Genomic DNA, 17,443 nt, shown 5'->3' with positions numbered 1-17,443 from the left:
GACCTTCGCCTCGGCGTTGGCCTCGGCGGCGGCGTACTGCTCAGCGGTGTTCACTGTATCTGATGACATTGGTCGCTTTCTCATCGGTTATCGGTCACGTCTGACCGTGTTCAGTTGTCTGCCTCGTTCAGGTGTCTGTTCCGTCCACAATGACAGATTCCCCGCGTATAGGATACACGGGGAATCTGCTCTGTGGTAGCGAGTCGCATGGTTTTCACAGTCACTTTTCAGGTTGCGACTGTGGACCGCGCTCGCCTGCCGGCTTGTCTGAATCCTGAAAACGTCTTTGGCGTTTTCCTAACGGGTTCAGCCCTTGACCTTGCTCATGACGATCTTGGTCACGGCCTTGGCGTCGGCCTGGCCACGGGTCGCCTTCATCACGGCGCCGATGATTACGCCCATCGGCTTCATGTTGCCGCTCTTGAGCTTCTCGGCCACGTCCGGGTTGGCGGCGAGCGCCTCGTCCACGGCGGCTTCGATGGCTCCCGTGTCCTCGACGATCTTGTAGCCGTGCTTCTTGACGACCTCGTCGGGCGTGCCTTCACCGGCGAGCACGCCGGCGACGGTCTGCTTGGCGAGCTTGTCGTTGAGCTTGCCGGAGGCGATGAGCTTCTCCACTTCGGCCACGTCGGCCGGGGTGATCGGCAGCTCTTCGAGGCTGACTTCCTTCTTGTTGGCTTCGCGGCTCAGCTCGCCCAGCCACCACTTGCGGGCGCCGGCGGCCTTGGCTCCGGCCTTCACGGTCTCTTCGATCAGGTCGAGGGCGTCGGCGTTGATGATGTCGCGCATCTGCAGGTCGGAAAGTCCCCATTCCTTCTGCAGGCGGTTGCGGCGCTCGCGCGGCATTTCCGGCATTTCGGCGGCGATCTCGGCGATGTGCTCCTTGGTGATGTGCAGCATCACGAGGTCGGGGTCCGGGAAGTAGCGGTAATCGTCGGCGTCGGTCTTCAGTCGGCCGCCGGCGGTGGTCTGCGTGGACTCGTCCCAGTGGCGGGTCTCCTGCAGGATCTCCTTGCCTTCGTCGAGGCGGGCGGCCTGGCGACGGATCTCGTATGTGATGGTCTTCTCGATGCCGCGGAACGAGTTGACGTTCTTGGTTTCGGAGCGGGTGCCGTACGGGTCGGACGGGCTCGGGCGCAGCGACACGTTCACGTCGGCGCGCATGTTGCCCTGTTCCATGCGGGCGTGGCTGATGTTGAGGGCGCGCACGATGTCGCGCAGCGTACGCATGTAGGCGCCGGCGATCTCGGCGGCGCGGTCGCCCACGCCTTCGATCGGCTTGGTGACGATCTCGATCAGCGGCACGCCGGCGCGGTTGTAGTCGACCAGCGAATGGTCGGCGCCTTCGATGCGGCCGTCGGCTCCACCGATGTGGGTGTTCTTGCCGGCGTCGTCCTCGATGTGCGCGCGCTCGATCGGCACGCGGAAGACGCTGCCGTCGTCGAGCTCGACGTCGAGGTAGCCGTTGCCGTTGGTCGGCTTGTCGTACTGGGAGATCTGGTAGTCGCGCGGCATGTCCGGGTAGAAGTAGTTCTTGCGGGCGAACTGGCTCCACTCGGCGATCTCGCAGTGCAGGGCGAGACCGAGCTTGATGGCGTAGTCCACGGCGGTCTTGTTGATCACCGGGAGGCTGCCGGGCAGGCCCAGGGAGACCGGGGTCAGCTGGGTGTTGGGCTCGCCGCCGAATTCGATGTGGGCGGGGCAGAACAGCTTGGTGTTCGTGCTCAGCTCAACGTGGGTTTCCAGACCGATGACCGGATCGTACTTCTTGACGGCCTCGGAGAATTTCATGAGTTTTTCTGCCATTATCTGCTCCTAATGCGCGCTTTCAGTCGGCCAGCCAGGGGGTGTTGAGCTTGTTCCAGATCGGGCCGCCCCACTGGTTCTCCAGCGCGGCTTCGAGGGCTGCGGCCGGCTTGTACATCTTCTCGTCCTGCATCTGCGGGGCGAAGAACTGGAAGCCGACGGGCATGCCGTCGTCGCCGAGGCCGGCGGGGATGCTCATGGCCGGGACGCCGCCCATGTTGGCGGGGATGGTGGTCACGTCGCCGAGGTACATGGTGATCGGGTCGGCGGTCTTCTCGCCGAACTTGAAGGCGGTAGTCGGGGCGGTCGGGGACACGAGCACGTCGACCTTCTCAAACGCGTTCTTGAAGTCCTCGATCACGAGGGTGCGCACCTTCTGGGCGCTGCCGTACCAGGCGTCGTAGTAGCCGGCGGACAGGGCGTAGGTGCCGAGGATGATGCGGCGCTTGACCTCGTCGCCGAAACCGGCCTCACGGGTGTAGGCCATCATGTTGGCGGCGGTCTGGGGCACGCCGGCCGGCGGCATGACGCGCAGGCCGTAGCGCATGCCGTCGTAGCGGGCCAGGTTGGAGCTCACCTCGGACGGCATGATGATGTAGTAGGCGCCCAGTGCGGCCGGGAAGTGCGGGCAGGAGACCTCGACGACCTCGGCGCCCATGCCTTCGAGCAGCTTGACGGACTCGTTGAAGCGGGCTTCGACGTCGGCCTGGAAGCCGTCGCCGGACAGTTCCTTGACGAGGCCGACCTTCAGGCCGGTCAGGTCCATCTTCAGGCCTTCGCGGGCGGCGGCGACCACCGGCGGGACCTCGCGCGGGATGGAGGTGGAGTCACGCTTGTCGTGACCGCCGATCACCTCGTGCAGCAGGGCGGAATCGAGCACGGTACGGGAGACCGGGCCGATCTGGTCGAGCGAGGAGGCCATGGCGATGGCGCCGAAACGGCTCACGCCGCCGTAGGTGGGCTTCACGCCGACGGTGCCGGTGAAGGCGCCGGGCTGGCGGATGGAGCCGCCGGTGTCGGTGCCGAGGGCGATCGGGGCCTCGAACGCGCCGACCGCGGAGGCGGAGCCACCGCCGGAGCCGCCGGGCACGCGCTCGGCATCCCACGGGTTCTTGGTGGTCTTGTAGGCGGAGTGCTCGGTGGAGGAGCCCTGGGCGAACTCGTCGAGGTTGGTCTTGCCGAGGATCGGCATGCCGGCGGCCTTGATCTTGGAGATCACGGTGGCGTCGTACGGCGGGACCCAACCTTCGAGGATCTTGGAGGCGGCGGTGGTCTCGATACCCTTGGTCACGATCATGTCCTTGATCGCGATCGGCACGCCGGCCAGCTCGGGCAGGCCCTCGGTCTCGCCCTTGGCGTTCTTGGCGTCGAAAGCGTCGGCTTCGGCGAGCGCGGATTCGAAGGCTACCTTGAGGAAGGCGTCCACGGTGGGTTCGGCCTTCTCGATCACGGCCAGATGGGCTTCGGTCAGCTCGCGGCTGGAGACTTCCTTGGCCTTGAGCTTGGCCGCCATCTCGGCGGCGGAAAGCTTCACCAGTTCAGTTGCGTTAGTCATGAGGTTTCGTTTCTCCCCTTGTTATTCCTGGATGCGCGGGGCCACGAACATGCCGGCCTCGGTCTTGGGACCGCCGGCAAGGGCTTCGGCCTGGGTCAGCGGGGTTTCGGCCACGTCGGGACGCAGGTAGGCCTCGAGCGGAACCGGGTTTGCGGTGGGCTGCACGTCGGGGCCGGCCACCTTCTGCACTTCGTTGATGGAGTCGGCGATGACGTTCAGTTCGCCCTGGAGTCGGGTGATTTCCTCGTCAGTGAGCGCAATTCGGGCAAGGTCGCCCAAATGCACGATTTCTTCACGTGAAAAAGTAGGCATGCCCTTCACTATAAGTGCCGTATGTGACACGGATTGGTCATGTTCCGAACGCCCGCCCGGACAGTCATCAGCGAATCGGAGAGGCGGACTGAGTGGCGGGAAAAGGACGTTCTCCCTCCCAGGGAGGGAGATGTCACGGCAATGCCGTGACAGAGGGAGGGCTCCAAAACCATCCGGCTGCATTCCCTCCCTCAGTCGCGCTTCACGCGCCAGCTCCCTCCTCAGGAGGGAGCACAGGACTTGGGGCGTCGAACACCTCAAGCTCCAGACCAGCTCCCTCCCTCGGAGGAAGCACGAAGGTTGCTATTTCACGTCGGCGCGTTTGATGACGAAGGAGCCGAGCGCCACGGATACCACGGTCCAGCCCACGAGCACGAGGAGGCTCTGCCACCAGTTGGGCACGAAGTAGTCGTAGCTGACCGAACTGGTGAGCGCGGACGACACGTTCATCTGCAGGAACCGGCCGATGCTGCCGCTGGGCATGACCGAGGCGATGGTGCCCACCCAACCGAACTCCTTGGCCACGATCGATACGATCGACAGGATGCTCGGCAGGATCGTCAGGATGGCGATGTACGCGAACACCGCGCCGGGCGTACTACGGCAGATCGCGCCGACGCCGAACGCCAGCAATGCCATCAGCGTGAGCGATGCCGCGCCGCCGAACAGTGTGATCCACGGCAGTCGCCATTCGCGGCCGGACAGCTGCGTGATCGACCAGTCATTCGACATGATCGCCACGACCGCCCATGAGATCAGCAGTCCGGCGAGCGAGACGAGGAACACGATCAGCGAGACGGCAATCAACTTGGCCACGATCATGGTCATGCGTTTCGGATTGGCGGTGAGCGTGGCCTGGATGGACTTGGTCGAATATTCCGCGGTGATGGCGAGCACGCCGAAGATGCCGGTCACGATGGCCACGGTGGAGACGAAGCCGCCGACGGATATCCACAGATCGGCCACGTCCACCGGGTTCGGGGTGGCGAGCGTCTTGCCGGTCTGTGGGTCGATGCTCGCGGTCCAGTGGACGGCCCATGCGTTCATAGCCGCGCCGGCCGGCAGCAGCACGAGCGTGATGCCCATCAGCCAGTAGGTGGAGGCGAGCGCGAACAGTTTGACGAATTCGCCGCGAATGCAGCCCCACAGGTTCAGACGCCCGTTGGGCACGCTGCTGGGTTGGGGACGGCGGGCGCGCGGACGGCGACGGGACGTGTTCCGGGGATTGTCGCCTGATTGGGCGGCGTTCTGCTCCTGCCGACGGATTGATGCCGGATGCGGCGGTTCCGGAGGCCGGGCGACTGCCGGGGCGGCGAACTGCGGCTGCGGCTGAGCCGACTGGACCGGTTGCAACTGAACCGACTGAACCGACTGCGATGCTGACCGTGATGCCTGCTGCTGATCCGCCGGCTCGTCCTCCATCATCGGCCGCCATTCATCAGCGGCGTCGGTTGCCGGACGTGCGTGTCGTCCTCGTCGTGGTGCTGCCATCAGTGTCCCCTCCCCTGCTGTTCGTCGGCCTGATCATTGGCGGGCGCCTCACCGGCCGACTGCGCGCTGGACTGCGGGGCACTGGATTCCCGTCCCGGCAACGTCGATCGGTATTCGGCGGACGCATGCGTGAGTTCCAGATACGCGTCCTCGAGCGAACCGCGCTCCTGCACGAACTGATAGGTCACGGTCTGACTGTGGGCCAGCGCCTGCGCGATTGATTCAAGCGGCGCGCCGGTCACGCGCAGCGCATACCCGCGCGGCGGATCGCTTTCCTTGCGTTCCACCGGCTCCACGCGCACGGTGGGGAACGTGGAGACGAGTACGTTGCGTACACGGTCAGGGTCGGGCGCCACCACGCGGATGCCGTCGCCGGAATGCTGCCGTACGAAGTCGGCAACGCTCACCTGCTGCAGGATGCGCCCCTGTCCGATGATCACCAGATCGTCGGCGGTGAGCGCGACTTCGCTCATCAGGTGGGAGCTGAGCAGTACGGCACGGCCCTGCGCCGCGTAGTAGCGGCAGAGTTCGCGCACCCATTTGACGCCTTCGGGGTCGAGTCCGTTGATCGGCTCGTCAAGAATGAGATTGTAAGGATCGCCGAGCAGCGCGGCTGCGATGGACAGTCGTTGGCTCATGCCGAGCGAGTAGCTGCCGGCGTTGCGTTTCTTCACGCTGTCAATGCCGGTGATGGCGATTACTTCGTCCACGCGGGATTTGGGGATGCCGTTGGTCAGGGCGAGCGCTCTGAGATGTGCGTAGGCGCTCATGCCCTTGTGCGCGGACCGGGCGTCGAGCACCGCGCCGACCGCGCGCATGGGCGATGAGAGTTTGCTGTATGGGCGACCGTCGATGAGTGCACGACCGGAATCGGGGCGGATGAGCCCGAGCATGGCCTTCATGGTGGTGGATTTGCCGGCGCCGTTGGGTCCGAGGAATCCGGTGACCCGACCGTTGCGGGCGGTGAAGGAGATCCGGTCCACGGCCTTCTTCCCCCTGAACGCCTTGGAAAGCTCCTCTATCTCTAGCATGATTCCAACTTACCCGTGTACCCCCCTCGTGTGCAATCCGCCACGGGGATGATTCCGACTGTCGGTTACCTGATTATGCCCGTCCGCCGATCCTCGCGTGCTGGGCGATCCACGCGTGCATGGAGACGGCGGCCGCCGCGCCCGCGTTGATGGATCGGACGGATCCGAACTGCGAGATGTATACGACGTCGTCGGCCAGTTCGAGCGCCTTTTCACTCAGACCGGGGCCTTCCGCGCCAAACAGCAGCAGGCAGTGCTTGGGGAATCGGTAGGTTTCCATCGGCACCGCGCCGGGGATGATGTCCATGGCGATTACGCGCGCGGCCTTGAGATCGTCGACTTCGGACTGCCAGTATGCGGTGCCCTGATAGTCGGCGCGGCGGGCGGCCTCGGCGGCGTTGTGCTCGGTGTCTTCGATCGCGGCGGCGATGCGTCGATGCCAGTCGGCGACCAGATCGGCGACGGTGGGATGATGCTGGATGTGCTGGTACAGCTCGGTCATCAGCGCGCCCTTGCGGTTCCACTTGTGCGGTCCCACGATGTGCACGCGGGCCGCGGCGAACGCGTTGGCGGTGCGGACCATCGATCCGATGTTGAAGTCGTGTGTCCAGTTCTCGATGGCCACCTCGAACGTGTGACGGCCCTGTGCGTCAAGATCGGCCTTGATGGCCGGCACGCTCCAGTAACGATACTTGTCGAGCACGTTGCGACGGTCGCCATCGTCGAGCAGGGCGGTGTCGTAACGCGGATCGTAGTTGGCGGGGTCGCCGAGATCGTCGGGACGGGGACGGCCGGGATGCGTCTCGGACCACGGGCCCACGCCCACTTCGCGGAAGGTGGGCTCGCCGGACTCCATGGCGGCCTTGGTGATCGGATTGGGCTCCCTCATGCCTCGGGGGTCTCCTCGTCGTCGGAGTCGTCGGAGTCGTCGGTGCTCTCGTCGACGGGCGAGGACGGCACGTGGTCACGCAGTTCGCTTTCCTTGAACACTTCGATGAACGGCAGTTCGCTTTCCTCGCCGGTCACCGGATTGATCACGTCGATCTTCGGTTCGGTCATGTCGACACCGCCGATCAGCGCCGCGACGGCGAGAATCTCCGCACCCTCATGCTCGACGATGCCGAAGTCGAGACTCAGTTCGTTGCCGTTGCGCAGCGTCACCAGCGACGACGTCTGCACGTAGGACTTCTCACTCAGCCAGGAGTCGAGCAGGATCACACGCTTGCCCTTGATGCTTGGGCCCTTGACGCCCGGGTAGACGAAGTCCATCACGAACGCGTCGAGATCCTGACCGCGGGAGGAGGCGGCGGAGACCATGGCACAGGCGAGCGGCACGGCGGCGGCGGTGAGCGCGCCCACGGCGTCGAAGTCGTCGAGGCCGTAGCCCTGCTCCTCGATCGTGTCGAGCAGCGTGTGGCCGATCAGACCGTTGCCCTGATGGTCGAGCGCCACGGCGGTCAGCTCGCTGAACGGTTTGTCGGACACTTCCTTTTCCAGCATGCGACGCAGCAGATCCTTGGCGTCGAAGAAGTCGTCGGCCAGTCCGAATGCGCCGGAGGCGGCGCCGTTGTTGTCGTCGCGCACGTCGGGCGTGCCGGTCTTGCGGAATCCCGCGGAATTCTGTTCACTCATGCCTTCACCTTATCCCCAGCCTTATCCCACGGCCGTGGACAAGGCTGGGGATAACGGCCGGAACGATCACGGTCGACGATGCCAAACTCCGAACGATGAAAGAGCCCCGCGCTCGGAGGAACGAGACGCGGGGCCATGACGGATCCTGCGAGGAGGAGCAAGGATCCGCCGTCACTTGCAAGTGGGCGGCCGAAACCGCCGCCGACCACTATACCCCCTCTTTTCTCCGGTGCGGTCACGTCAGGAATGCAGTGTGATCACACTAGGAGTACGGACGGAAAACGAAAAGGCCCCGCACCCGAGGGATCGGATGCGGGGCAGGGTCGGGTGACGACGGTCAGCAGGGAGGCAGACTGCACACGGTCGTCACCGACGGTCGTGAATCACTCAGGCGCGCTTGCGCAGAGCGAAACCGGCGGCGGCCAACAGCACCACCACGACGGCCACACCACCGACGGCGGCACCGGTCGTGGCCAGCTTCTTCTTGGTCGCGGCCTTCTTGGTGTCGACCTTCTTGTTGGTGGAGGTCGTGGTCTTGTTGTCGGTCTTGTTCTCAGCCTTGTTCTCGGTCTTCTGGGCCGGGGTCAGGGTGGCGGCCGGGACGACCTTGGTCCACTGGGCGACGAGCTTGTACACGTTGCCTTCCACGACGTCGGTCTTGGTCAGGGCCTTGCCGTCCTTGTCGGTGCCGGTCTCGGCGTAGACCCAACCCTTGAGCTTGTAGCCGTCGCGCACCAGGGTGTTGGCATCGGGCAGCTTGTCGAGGATGGTCTCGCCCTTGCCGAGCTGCACGGAGAAGTCGCCGACCTCGCCGTTGATGTTGCCGCCGTTGGTGTTGTAGATGACGTTGAACTGCTCGACGTTCATGTCGGGGTCGACGTCGGTCGGCTCCCAACGGGCGATCAGCTTGTAAATGTCGCTGGTCGCGGTGTCGGAGGCCTTCACAGACTTGCCGTCCAGCTTGGTGCCGGTCTCGGCGTAGTTCCAGCCCTTGAGCACGTAGCCGTCGCGGACGAGCGTGTCGGCGCCGGGCAGCTTGTCGAGGATGGTGTCTCCCTTGGCAACCTGCACCTGGAAGTCGCCCACCTCACCGTTGATGTTGCCACCGTTGGTGTTGTACACCACGTTGAACTGCTCGACCTGCATGCCGGGGTCAACGTCGTTGGCATCCCAGCGGGCCACGACCTTGTAGACGTTGCCCTTCACCTTGTCGGTCTTCTTCACGGCCTTGCCGTCCAGCTTGGTGCCGGTCTCGGCGTAGGTCCAGCCCTTGAGGGTGAAGCCGTCGCGCTTGAGGGTGTCGGAGGTCGGCAGCTTGTCGAGCAGGGTCTCGCCCTTCTTCACCTGGATCTGGAAGTCGCCCACCTCACCGTTGATGTTGCCGCCGTTGGTGTTGTACACGACGGTGTAGCGCACCGGCTGCTTGGTCCACTGGGCGTAGACGTGGGTGTCGGCGGAGATGAAGTCGTTGGCGATCACCACGGACTTGCCGGCCTTGTCGTAGCTCCAGCCCTTGAAGGTGTAGCCCTCGCGGGTCACCGTCGGCACGACGGACAGCACGGTCTGGTTCTGGCCGACGGTGGTCTGCACGTCACCGGCCTGGCCGGCGAACTCGCCGTCCTGGATCACGCCGCCGTTGGTGGACACGGTCAGGGTGAAGGTGTTCACGCTGGCGCCCGGATCGACGTCAACGGCCTTCCACTGGGCCCAGATCTCGGTGTCGGCGGAGATGAAGTCGGTGTCGATGACCTTGGAGTTGCCGTCCTTGTCGTAGGACCAGCCGGCAAACGCGTAGTCGAGGCGAGCCACGGACGGGGCCACGGAGACGACCTTCTCGTTCTGGCCGACGGTGGTCATGACGTCGCCCATCTGGCCGTCGAACTCGCCGCCCTTGATGGTGCCGCCGTTGGTGTGCACGGTCAGGGTGAAGGTGTTCACGCTGGCGCCCGGATCGACGTCGACGGCCTTCCACTGGGCGTACACCTCGATGTTGGCGGACACGAAGTCGGAGTCGAGCACCTTGCTCTTACCGGCCTGATCGTAGGTCCAGCCGGTGAACACGTAGTCGAGGCGGGAGACCTTCGGCAGCTTGTCGACGAAGGTGTCGCCGTCCACGACCTCGATGGAGTCGTCGCCGACGTTGCCCTGCTCGTTGCCGGACTGGAACGTGCCGCCGTTGGAGTGGACGATCACGCGGGAGGTGGTGATCTTGGTCCACTGGGCGTACACGTGGGTGTCGGCGGAGATGAAGTCGTTGGCGATCACGACGGACTTGCCGGCCTGGTCGTAGGACCAGCCGACGAACTTGTAGCCGTCACGCGCAACGGTGGGAACCGAGGACAGCACCTTCTCGTTCTGGCCGACGGTGTTCTGCACGTCGCCCGACTGTCCGGCGAACTGGCCGTTCTGGATCACGCCGCCGTTGGTGGACACGGTCAGGGTGAAGGTGTTCACGCTGGCGCCCGGATCGACGTCGACGGCCTTCCACTGGGCGTACACCTCAGTGTTGGCGGAGATGAAATCGGTGTCGATGACCTTGCTCTTGCCGGCCTTGTCGTAGGTCCAGCCGGTGAACACGTAGTCGAGGCGGGAGACCTTGGGCAGCTTGCTCACGAACTTGGAGCCGTTGGTCACGGTGAAGGACGTGTCGCCCTGGTGGCCCTTGTCGATGCCGGACTGGAAGGTGCCGCCGTTGGCGTGCACGGTCACGACGAAGGTGGCGGCCGGCTTCGGGGCGTCCTTGAGCACGGCGTCGAGGATGGCGCCGCCGGGCAGGCCTTCGGAGTTGGTGGCGAACTCGGGTTCGCTGAGCTTGGCGCCGGTGTTGATCTTGGCGCCGTTGAGGGTCCAGCCGGAGATGACCTTGCCGGACGGCACGTTGAACGAGGCCTTCACCGCGGCGGCGGCCTGGGCAACGGTGGAATCACAGCCGAGGCTGCCGACGCCGGTGCCAGCCTGAACGACATAGCCATTGACGCGGAAATTCACGCTGCAGCTGGTGACGGACTGACTCTGCGAGTCAGTCGTCTTGGCGGTATTGTCTGCCGCCAGTGCGCTCGTAGCGGGGACAAGGCTCACCAGCATCGCTGCCGCAAGCACGCCTCCGAGCGTCTTCTTCTTCCAATTTCGCATGATGCGAAACCTCCAAACGAACATCATTGTCTTGCAATATCACGGATGGGACGCACACAGCCTCGTGCACCATCTATCACTACCCTTACACCCCCTAACGCGACATTGCAAGGCGACCACGAGGGGACAACCTCAAGGAAAACCCTAGGGAACATCAAGGGAAACCTTGAAATTCCGCCCTACAAGGTCACCGATTATCGCGACACGCCGAAGAGGCCTTATGCGCCAACGATTTCTTGGCACGTTTTGGCAACAAATGAACATATTCGAACATGTGATGCAGGTAACACAACGACGTAGATTACGTAGCGGAAGGACAGAAGCTACGTCAATTCATCACATCGATGGTAGGAGGTGGGCAACAGCCCCTCCATACCCCCTATAGGATGTTATCGCTCTCATAGGTTCCCCTAACCCATTGGCCCGCCGATCAACGGAGAACGGACGTCCCCGATCAATTCAAACCGAACCGAATCCAACCCTGAATCAACCGAATCTGGGTAAAACCGGACCACGTCCAGCGGAATCTGGGTAAAACCGGGCTATTGATTCTGGGTATAACCGAATGGTTTGGGCGGTTCTGGGTATAACCGGACCATGAAGTAACCGATTTCGGGGTCTCCGTGATCCGGTTATACCCAGAACCGGTTGGACGGAGTCCGGTTACACCCAGAACCGGGCCGCTCAGATTCGGTGTATGGGTTTCAGCGGGCTGGTTTCACCGGTGAGACCGAGGCTCCCCTCAGCCAGCTTCGCTGACAGCTCCCCTCAGAGAGGGGAGCCGGAAGGAATATCGGCAAGCTCCAAACACCAGTGCCCCCTCTCTGAGGGGAGCCGGCCGTCGTAGACGGTCTGAGGGGAGCCGCCCCGGCTTAGGATCACCAACCAACCCGACCGCCCATCCCCAAAGAGTCCCGGCGCCCCCCCCCAGAGGGGAATCGGCCGAGCAGACGGCCGGGGTCCCAGGATGGGTAAACGGCCGGGGCCCAAGCGGAAATCAGCCTCGGCTGAAGAACCCGACCGGCGACACACAGACACAAATCGGGCCCCGCGCAACGAATCGCGCGGGGCCCGATCGAAATTCAGAGCCTAGTTGTCAGCCGTCACATCGGCACATCAGTCGGCTTCGATGTGGTCGACGCTCACGTCGGGATCGTCACCGGCATGACCGGCCAGCGGATCCTCCGGCATGGCCGTGAGTTCAAGGTGCTCGCCACCGGTCTGGTCCACCAGCACGGTGTCGCCGTCGTGCACCTTGCCGCCGAGCAGCATGCGGGCCAGCTGGTCACCGACCTCGGTCTGCACCAGACGACGCAGCGGACGGGCGCCGTACGCCGGATCGTAGCCGGTGTCGGCCAGCCACTCGCGAGCAGCGTCGGTCACGTCGAGCGTGATCCTGCGGTCGGTCAGGCGAGACGCCACCTGCTTGACCTGGATGTCCACGATGCCGCCGAGCTCGTCGCGGGTGAGCGGGTGGAAGATCACCAGCTCGTCCAGACGGTTCACGAACTCCGGCTTGAAGTTCGCGTGCACGGCGTCCATCACGGCCTTGCGCTTGGCATCCTCGTCGAGGTCCTGCGACACCAGGAACTGCGAGCCGAGGTTCGACGTCATGATCAGGATCGTGTTCTTGAAGTCCACGGTCCGGCCCTGACCGTCGGTCAGACGACCGTCGTCGAGCACCTGCAGCAGCACGTCGAACACTTCGGGGTTGGCCTTCTCGACCTCGTCGAACAGCACCACCGAGTACGGACGACGACGCACGGCCTCGGTCAGCTGGCCGCCCTCCTCGTAGCCCACGTAACCGGGGGCCGCGCCGATCAGACGGCTCACGGACGCCTTCTCCATGTACTCGGACATGTCGATGCGCACCATGGCCTTCTCATCGTCGAACAGGAAGTCGGCGAGCGCCTTGGCGAGCTCGGTCTTGCCCACGCCGGTGGGGCCGAGGAACAAGAACGAGCCGGTCGGGCGGTTCGGGTCGCTAATGCCGGCACGCGAGCGGCGCACGGCGTCGGACACGGCCTGAATGGCTTCCTTCTGGCCGATGACGCGCTTGCCGAGGTAGTCCTCCATGTGGAGGAGCTTCTCGTTCTCGCCCTGCATCAGGCGGCCGACGGGAATGCCGGTCCAGTCGGCGACGATCTCGGCCACGGAGTCGGCGTCCACATGGTCGGGCACCATCGGCTCGGGCTTGTTGCCGCCGTCCTCGGTGTCTTCGGCGTCGGCCTTTTCGGCGGCGGCGAGCTGCTTCTGGATCGCCGGGATCTCGCCGTACAGGATGCGGCTGGCCTCGGCGAGGTTGCCCTCGCGGGTGAACTTGTCGGCCTCAACACGCTTGGCGTCGAGCTGGGCGCGCAGGTCGCCGACCTTGTTGTGGCCAGCCTTCTCGGCGTCCCAGCGGGCCTTGAGTCCGGCCAGCTTCTCGCGGGTGTCGGCCAGATCGGCCTGCAGCTTGCCCAGACGCTCCTTGGACGCGGGGTCCTCGGCCTTCTTCAGCTGCATCTCCTCCATTTCGAGACGCGTGACCTTGCGCTGCAGCTCATCGATCTCCTCGGGCTGCGAGTCGAGCTCCATACGCAGGTGCGCGGCCGCCTCGTCCACCAGATCGATGGCCTTGTCAGGCAGCTGGCGTCCGGAGATGTAGCGGTTCGACAGCGTGGCGGCGGCCACCAGGGCGTCGTCGCCGATCGTCACCTTGTGGTGCGCCTCGTAGCGCTGCTTGAGGCCACGCAGGATCGCCACCGTGTCCTCCACGCTGGGCTCGCCCACGTACACCTGCTGGAATCTGCGCTCGAGGGCGGGGTCCTTCTCGATGTTCTCGCGGTATTCGTCGAGCGTGGTGGCGCCGATCAGGCGGAGCTCGCCACGGGCCAGCATGGGCTTGAGCATGTTGCCCGCGTCCATGGAGCCTTCGGCGGCGCCGGCGCCCACGATCGTGTGGATCTCGTCGATGAACGTGATGATCTGGCCGTCGGCGTTCTTGATCTCGTCGAGCACGGCCTTCAGACGTTCCTCGAATTCGCCACGGTACTTGCTGCCGGCCACCATCGAGCCCATGTCGAGGCTGATGAGCTTCTTGTTCTGCAGCGTGGTGGGCACGTCGCCGGCCACGATGCGCTGGGCCAGACCCTCGACGACGGCGGTCTTGCCGACACCGGGCTCACCGATCAGCACCGGGTTGTTCTTGGTACGACGGCTCAGGATCTGGATCACGCGACGGATCTCCTGGTCACGGCCGATCACCGGGTCGAGCTTGCCTTCCTTGGCGCGGGCGGTCAGGTCGGTGGAGTACTTCTCCAGCGCCTTGTAGCTGCCTTCGGCGTCCGGGCTGTCGACCTTGCGGCCGCCGCGGATCGACGGCACGGCCTTGCGCAGCGCCTCGGGCGTCACGCCGGCCTTCCTCAGAATCTCGGCGGATTCGTTCGGAGCGGATGCGGCAATGCCGATGAGCAGGTGCTCGGTCGACACGTATTCGTCGCCCATCTCCTTCATTTCCTTTTCGGCCTGCGCGATCGCGGTGGTCAGCTGGCGGCTGGCCTGCGGCTGCGAGGTGCTCGAACCGCTGGCGCTCGGCAGCTTGACCAGGGCGTTGCGCACTGCGGCGCCGATCGTCTGCACGTCGCCGCCAGCGGCCTGCACGAGGCCGGGCACCACGCCGTTCTGCTGGCGCAGCAGCGCATCGAGCACATGCAGGGTCTCCACCTGCGCGTTGCCCGCGGCGGAAGCGCTCTGGATGGCGTCGCCGATGGCCTCCTGGGCCATCCTTGTGAAGTTCTGTTCCATGATGTTCCCTCCCATATCATGTCGGCGGCGTTCCGTGTTGCCGGGCGTCGCCTTCGGTTGAAGTCGTTGTCTGATACGAACAACCGGACCTGCATCCATATTATTCCCAAAACTTGAGCGTGTTTGACTCAAGTTTTGAAATTGGCGATACGTGCTCCACCGATCCCCCGCCATCCGTTCCACCATCCGACCCCGAAAGGCGGCGGCAACGTGCGATTCCTATACTCAACCTCGTCATATCATCGGCGAAGCAATCAGAACATCGGGAAACACAAAGTCAGAAGTCATCATGATCTTCAAATCGGGAGCGCTGCTGCTGGTCATCGTCGGCGCCTACGCGCTCAAGCATCTGCACATCTTCGGGCCGCGCGACTACAAGGTGGCGCAGGGACTCGTCTTCAACATGACGCTGCCATGCGCCATCATCCTCTCCTTCGCCACCAACAAGCACGACATGCACATGCTGTGGATCGTGCTGTTCGGATTCATCTGCTGCCTCGTGCCGTTCTTCATCGTGTACTTCGGCTCGCGCGGCGACGAGAAGCCCTACCGCGCGTTCCAGATGCTCAACGCCAGCGGACTCAACCTCGGCGCGTTCTGCCTGCCCGTCATCCAGACGTTCATGGGCGCGTCCGCCGGACTGCCCGTGATCATGATGGATATCGGCAACGCCATGGTGGCCACGGCCGGCGCGCTCACCATCACGCGCACGCTGCTGCACATGGACGAGAACTTCAAGACACTGCCGCTTGTGCTGCGACTGCGCGGCATCGCGCATGATTTTCTGGGATCGGTGTCGTTCGACATCTACATGCTCATGCTGGTGTTCATGTTCGCGCACATCACGATCCCCGACCCGATCGTCACGCTGATCACGCCGTTCGCCAACGCCAACGCGTTCATGACCATGGCCATGATCGGGCTGATGATGGAGATTCCGACCGAGCACAAGGACCGGATCGAACTGCTCAAAGTGATCGCATGGCGCGCCGCGTTCAGCGTGGTGATCGCGCTGGCGGCCTGGTACATCATGCCGTTCGACATGCGCATCCGCGAGATTCTGGTGCTGGCCGCGTTCTCGCCGATCACGATCTTCTCCACCAAGTTCACCGACTCGCTCACCGGCAACGCCAAGCTCGCCGGGTTCTCGCTCACCGTGACCGCCGTGATTGGCCTCGTAGCCATGACCGTGGCCCATGCGCTCCTGCCCGGCGCGTGACGCACGAGTCCGTGGCGGCTATCTTCGAGTCGTGTAGTTGAGCGGGCCTTCCGCACGGTGCTAACCCTCGATTCGGAGGTCCTTTGCTCGGGGATTCCGGTCCCCATTGTCGAGAAAATCCGGCCGAGGACGACCAAGAATGGCGGAATTCCAGGGAGCCGCCATTCCGGGCTACTTTCGCAAGAACCTCCAAATCGAGGGTTGGGACCATGCACGGGGCCTTATCAACTACACAGCCTCGAGATAGGCCCCTCCGATGGCACCCGACAGTGCTTTCTCGAACATTCAGCGGCAGATCGAGGCCACACGGTCGCGGAATTGCGGCACGAAACGCTCCGCATCCACGCCGAGCGCCACGTGCGCGATTTTGCGCGGCTTGCGCAGGCGGGTCGGATCGCCGATCGTGCGGCCTCGGAAGCCATGACCGTCTCCCGTGCGGGTCTCCACCATCATGTTGATATCGAAGCACTGCACCAGCGTGGGGTCGAGCGCCACGGCCGCGGCCAGCGGGTCATGCAGCGGGCTTCCGGCGAGGAACATGGGATCGGCGTCCTCATTCGCGTTGATGTAGAACTCCACCATGTCGGCGAGGAACCGACCTCGGGCCGCGCCGGCGTCGCGCCAGACCTGCGCGTCGGCGCGGGTGAGCAGACACTGATGGGTCACATCGAGGCCGACCATCGTCACGTCGGCGCCGGAGCGGAACACGCGGTTCGCGGCCTCCGGGTCCTGGATGATGTTGGTCTCGCACACCAGGTCGTAGCAGTTGCCCTCCTGCGTGAGCGCGCCACCCATCATCACCACGCGCAGCGAGTCCACGATGTCGGGAGCGGCCTCGATCGCGGCGGCCACATCGGTGAGCGGACCGGTGGCGAGGATCGTCACCTCGCGACCATAGCGACGCACGGCATCGACGATGAACTTCACGCCCTCGGCTTCGGCCCGGCGCACGGCACGCTCCGCGGCAACCACCTCCTCAAGCTCGGCCTCCCCCTCGGCACGGTATCCGCCGACCGACTTCACCCGGCCTCGCGCGGCGAAGGTATGCGACTCCCCGCCGGCCCTGCCGGCCCCATCGGCATCCGCGCCGGCATCCGCACCAGCACCAGAACCAGAACCAGAACCGCCCGCATCCCCCATGTACCCCTTCGGATCCACGTTCCCCAGACCATTGGCGCCATGGAACCGGGCGCACCCCTCGTCCACCTCGAAGCAGTCGGCCCACGACGGACGCGGCATGCCATGTAGCACGGGCACATCCGGCCGCCCGAACAGCCGCAGCACATCGCGATTGTTGCGCACCGCGGTCTCGGCGGTCACGTTGCCGTACACGCCGATCACGCCGAGCAGATCCGCCTCCGGCGACGCGAGCAGATACGCCAGCGCCAAAGTGTCGTCGATGCCCGTGTCCACGTCCAGCACGATCCTCGTCTGACTCCGGCCGTCGTTTCGTCTCGTTTCGTCCGTCATGTCATGTCC

10 protein-coding genes and 2 pseudogenes are annotated in these 17,443 nt (G+C 64.4%); 1 reads left to right on the top strand and 11 read right to left on the bottom strand.

What is annotated here, in order from left to right:
• Positions 1-306 precede the first annotated feature (306 nt).
• The 10 genes and pseudogenes from gatB to clpB all read right to left on the bottom strand — a co-directional run bounded on the left by gatB (position 307) and on the right by clpB (position 14,745).
• Positions 307-1,806: an Asp-tRNA(Asn)/Glu-tRNA(Gln) amidotransferase subunit GatB gene (gene gatB, locus D2E23_RS06275; RefSeq protein WP_126030114.1), complete on the bottom strand. Its 1,500-nt coding sequence runs from the start codon at positions 1,804-1,806 to the stop codon at positions 307-309.
• A gap of 22 nt (positions 1,807-1,828) precedes the next feature.
• Positions 1,829-3,361, bottom strand: coding sequence for an Asp-tRNA(Asn)/Glu-tRNA(Gln) amidotransferase subunit GatA (gene gatA / locus D2E23_RS06270; protein WP_126030113.1), 1,533 nt, complete (start codon positions 3,359-3,361; stop codon positions 1,829-1,831).
• A gap of 21 nt (positions 3,362-3,382) precedes the next feature.
• Positions 3,383-3,673, bottom strand: coding sequence for an Asp-tRNA(Asn)/Glu-tRNA(Gln) amidotransferase subunit GatC (gene gatC / locus D2E23_RS06265; protein WP_093960607.1), 291 nt, complete (start codon positions 3,671-3,673; stop codon positions 3,383-3,385).
• A 303-nt stretch (positions 3,674-3,976) separates the two neighbouring features.
• Positions 3,977-5,164, bottom strand: a complete 1,188-nt coding sequence (locus D2E23_RS06260; RefSeq protein WP_126030112.1) for an ABC transporter permease subunit — start codon at positions 5,162-5,164, stop codon at positions 3,977-3,979.
• Complete coding sequence (locus D2E23_RS06255) at positions 5,164-6,195, bottom strand: ATP-binding cassette domain-containing protein (protein WP_126030111.1); 1,032 nt, start codon at positions 6,193-6,195, stop codon at positions 5,164-5,166. The genes D2E23_RS06260 and D2E23_RS06255 overlap by 1 nt, the downstream gene beginning before the upstream one ends.
• A 73-nt stretch (positions 6,196-6,268) precedes the next feature.
• The gene (locus D2E23_RS12065) at positions 6,269-6,613 is read right to left on the bottom strand and encodes a TrmH family RNA methyltransferase (RefSeq protein ID WP_478213001.1); all 345 of its coding nucleotides are present in this window, start codon (positions 6,611-6,613) and stop codon (positions 6,269-6,271) included.
• A gap of 6 nt (positions 6,614-6,619) precedes the next feature.
• Positions 6,620-7,084, bottom strand: a pseudogene (locus D2E23_RS12060) (RNA methyltransferase); the annotation flags it as partial.
• Between the two features lie 77 nt (positions 7,085-7,161).
• Positions 7,162-7,827, bottom strand: a pseudogene (locus D2E23_RS06245) (orotate phosphoribosyltransferase); the annotation flags it as partial.
• Between the two features lie 387 nt (positions 7,828-8,214).
• Positions 8,215-10,959, bottom strand: a complete 2,745-nt coding sequence (locus D2E23_RS06240; RefSeq protein WP_164520715.1) for an InlB B-repeat-containing protein — start codon at positions 10,957-10,959, stop codon at positions 8,215-8,217.
• A 1,116-nt stretch (positions 10,960-12,075) separates the two neighbouring features.
• Positions 12,076-14,745, bottom strand: coding sequence for an ATP-dependent chaperone ClpB (gene clpB, locus D2E23_RS06235; RefSeq protein WP_126030108.1), 2,670 nt, complete (start codon positions 14,743-14,745; stop codon positions 12,076-12,078).
• Between the two features lie 289 nt (positions 14,746-15,034).
• Here clpB and D2E23_RS06230 point away from each other — a divergent pair, with 289 nt between their 5' ends.
• Complete coding sequence (locus tag D2E23_RS06230; RefSeq protein WP_126030107.1) at positions 15,035-15,964, top strand: AEC family transporter; 930 nt, start codon at positions 15,035-15,037, stop codon at positions 15,962-15,964.
• A 285-nt stretch (positions 15,965-16,249) separates the two neighbouring features.
• Here the strand turns inward: D2E23_RS06230 and D2E23_RS06225 are convergent, their stop codons facing one another.
• Complete coding sequence (locus D2E23_RS06225) at positions 16,250-17,434, bottom strand: nucleoside hydrolase (protein ID WP_126030106.1); 1,185 nt, start codon at positions 17,432-17,434, stop codon at positions 16,250-16,252.
• Positions 17,435-17,443: the final 9 nt, after the last annotated feature.

Source organism: Bifidobacterium callimiconis (assembly GCF_003952005.1).
GTDB lineage: Bacteria > Actinomycetota > Actinomycetes > Actinomycetales > Bifidobacteriaceae > Galliscardovia > Galliscardovia callimiconis.
This window is presented reverse-complemented; position numbering and strand designations above follow the sequence as displayed.